Source organism: Streptomyces sp. NPDC057623 (genome assembly GCF_042800355.1).
GTDB lineage: Bacteria > Actinomycetota > Actinomycetes > Streptomycetales > Streptomycetaceae > Streptomyces.
Genome location: NZ_JBHVGZ010000118.1, coordinates 15,389 through 18,314, shown reverse-complemented (window position 1 = coordinate 18,314; position 2,926 = coordinate 15,389). Strand labels below are relative to the sequence as shown.

Below are 2,926 nucleotides of genomic sequence, written 5' to 3'. Positions count from 1 at the left end.
TCGCTGCTGACGCGGGAGGCCGTGGAGGAGTTGGGGCTGGAGGTCGGCGTGGAGGCCACCGCCCGGGTGAAGTCGACGAACGTGCACATCGACCGCGTCTGAGAGAACCGGGCGGTGGCCTCCCGGGTCACTTGGTCACCGAGTAGGAGTGGGCGCCGGTGCCGGCGAGTGCGCCTCCGTCGACGATCAGGTACTCGTCGCGGATCGGGCGGCCCGCCAGCCAGGACTCCAGGATCTCGCGTGTGCCCGCCGCGTAGCGGGCCTGCGCCGACAGTGACGAGCCGGAGATGTGCGGGGTCATGCCGTGGTGCGGCATCGTGCGCCAAGGGTGGTCCGCGGGGGCCGGTTGCGGGAACCACACGTCACCGGCATAGCCCGCCAACTGCCCGCCGCGCAGGGCGGACAACTCCTGGCGGAGGGAGTCACGTTCGGCGAGGATGCGGTGCGCCCGGGCCAGGACCACCTCGCCCTCGGGGGTGAGGCCCTCGTAGCGTCTGCCCCGGCGCACGATCGGCACCCCCAGCTCGTGTTCCAACCGCCGTATCGCGGCCGACAGAGAGGGCTGGGAGACGTAGCAGGCAGCCGCCGCGCGAACGAAATGGCGCTCGCGGGCGAGGGCGACCAGGTACTCCAGCTGCCGCAGCTGCATGCGTGACCTCCAGGGCTTCCGGAGGGCCTACCCGTCGGCGAAGGGCGTCAGGACCGGCACAGCAGGGCCGCCCACAGGTCGAGGCGGTCGGCGGGGCGGGACAGGTCGCGGCCGGTGAAGTGCTCGATGCGCTGGATGCGGTAGTGGACGGTGTTGACGTGAAGGTGCAGCGCCTGCGCGGTGCGGGCCCACGAGCCGTCGCAGTCGAGGAAGGTCCGCAAGGTGTGCAGCAGCGGGGCGGCGGAGGCGTTGCCGGTGTTCAGGAGGGGGCCGAGGACGGTACGGCTGAAGGCCGTGCGGACGTCGGCCGGCACGCCGGCCAGCAGGGTGTCGAGGCTGGTGAGTGCGGTGATGTCGGTGAGGAGCGAGGCGTCCGGGTCCGCGTTGCGCGCCGAGGTCAGGGCATATCGGGCCTCGGCGAGCGCCCCTGCCAGGTCCTGCGGACCGTCGGCCGGTGACGCGGTCGTGCCGCCGTGCAACGGTACGGACGGCTCGCATGCGGCGACCAGCTGCCAGACCTCGCCCAGGTCGACGGTGGGACCGTGGACGACGGCGAACGCTGTGCCGTCCGGAAGCCGCCCCACGGCCGCGGACCCCGGCGTCGCCACGTGGGCGACGGCCTCCGCCAGCGCACCCTCCGCCAACCCCTCACGCTGTGCTCCCGTCTCAGCGGTGATCACACGGTAGGAGCCGTCGGCGGGAGGCAGTCCACAGGCCCGCGGCGCGGCCGCCAGGGCGGTGCTCTCGACGCCGTTCCGGGCGAGCAGGGCGCCGAGTTCGTCCGCCGCCTGGTGTACGGCGGCTCGACGCCGGGCTTGTGCCTCCTGGCAGCGGCCGAGGATCGCGGCGATCTCGTGCAGCATGCGGGGCGGTGCGGCGTCCGGCTCGGGCAGGTAGAGGTGCCGGCGTTCGTACGGCGTGGCCGCGGCGTCCGCGTCGACGGGGACCGTCGTGCCTGTGCCGTCGGCCAACAGGGCGACGGCCTCGGCAGCGGGGAGGGCGGGTGCGCCCTCCGTCGCCGCGACCGTGCGGCCGGTGGCGGTGAGGACGTATGCGACGGCCGCCCGCCCGAGGTGGGCGAAGGCGGCCCCGACGATCGCGTCCGGCCCGGCGTCCTGGGCGACGAGCCGGCTCAGCCGGACGCGGGCGTTCTCGGGCAGCGCGTGGTGGCGGCTCAGCTCCCCCCCACTGCTGGAAGTAGACGGTGTCGGTGACCGCCCGGAACATGACGTGGGCCGGGGCCGCCGCCAGCGGGATGCCGAAGGCAGTCGGCGTCGCCTTCACCGCCGACGGCCACTTCGGCGGCACCCCACGCTCCGTCGCCTTCAACGCCCAGTGGTTCCGGATCGCCGTCGACCCCGGCACAGGGGAAATACGTATCCTGCGTAGCGTGCGCGCAGCCGACGCGGGCAAGGTCATGAACCCGATGCAGTGCCGGGGCCAGGTCGAGGGCGGCGTCGCCCAGGCCCTCGGCGCCACCCTCTTCGAGAACGTCCGCGTCGACGCACGCGGCGAGGTCGAGACGGCCGCCTTCCGCCGCTACCGCCTCCCCCAGTACGCCGACATCCCGCGCACGGAGGTCCACTTCATGGAGACGGCCGACGCCATCGGCCCGCTCGGCGCCAAGTCGATGAGCGAGAGCCCCTTCAACCCGGTCGCCCCCGCCTTCGCCAACGCCCTCCGGGACGCCACGGGCGTCCGCTTCACCCAGGTCCCCCTCACCCGCGACCGGGTGTGGCTGGGCCTACGGGATCACAGCGTCAGCAGCTCCTCGTAGAACCCGCCGAACTCCCGCCCCCGGTCCACGAGATGGATCTCCAGGATCCAGTGACAGCGGCGCCCGGCCTTGTCGGTGCGCCGCAGCGGGGTGTCGTTGCCGGGCGCGATGTACGACTCCACGTCGGCGCCGTCGATCCACTCGTGCGGGAACTCCCCGACCAGGTGCCCGGCATGCCAGCCGCCCAGCTCCCACCCGGCCTCGGCGGCCAGCCGCTCGACCTCGGCGTACAGCCGCTTCCCGGTGATGTCGGGGTCCCCCGCGAAGAACCGCTTCCCTGCGGCGAAGACCTGCGGCAGATCGTCCGCGAGGCGCCGCTTGACCGGGTCGCCGCCCAGCACGAAGGTCCGCCCGAAGTCCGCCTCGTACTCCTCGAAGATCGGCCCGAAGTCGGCGAACACGATGTCGTCCGCACCGATCACCCGGTCCGGCGGGTTCTCCCGGTACGGCATCAGCGTGTTCGGCCCCGAGCGCACGATCCGCTTGTGCCAGTGCCGGGT

The 2,926-nt window shown here is 73.3% G+C and carries 3 protein-coding genes and 3 pseudogenes; 2 read left to right on the top strand and 4 right to left on the bottom strand.

Going from position 1 to position 2,926, the window contains the following annotated elements:
• On the top strand, positions 1-102 hold a 102-nt coding region (locus ACFU95_RS48790), incomplete at its 5' end, for a TOBE domain-containing protein (protein ID WP_383843647.1).
• 25 nt (positions 103-127) lie between these two features.
• Here ACFU95_RS48790 and ACFU95_RS48785 read toward each other — a convergent pair.
• From ACFU95_RS48785 to ACFU95_RS48775, 3 genes and pseudogenes are all read right to left on the bottom strand, one after another.
• Positions 128-400 (bottom strand): annotated as a pseudogene (locus ACFU95_RS48785) (NAD(P)-dependent oxidoreductase); the annotation flags it as partial.
• Positions 386-649, bottom strand: a pseudogene (locus tag ACFU95_RS48780) (LysR family transcriptional regulator); the annotation flags it as partial. The pseudogenes ACFU95_RS48780 and ACFU95_RS48785, both read right to left, overlap by 15 nt.
• Before the next feature lie 47 nt (positions 650-696).
• Entirely contained in the window at positions 697-1,620 is a 924-nt protein-coding gene (locus ACFU95_RS48775) for a PucR family transcriptional regulator (protein WP_383843640.1), read from the bottom strand.
• A 293-nt stretch (positions 1,621-1,913) separates the two neighbouring features.
• Here ACFU95_RS48775 and ACFU95_RS48770 point away from each other — a divergent pair.
• Positions 1,914-2,426: pseudogene (locus ACFU95_RS48770) on the top strand (molybdopterin cofactor-binding domain-containing protein); the annotation flags it as partial.
• On the opposite strand, the gene ACFU95_RS48765 reads toward ACFU95_RS48770, so the two are convergent.
• Positions 2,402-2,926 (bottom strand): M24 family metallopeptidase (locus tag ACFU95_RS48765; protein ID WP_383843637.1); only part of this gene is annotated, 525 nt, incomplete at its 5' end. The pseudogene ACFU95_RS48770 and the gene ACFU95_RS48765 sit on opposite strands and share 25 nt — an antisense overlap.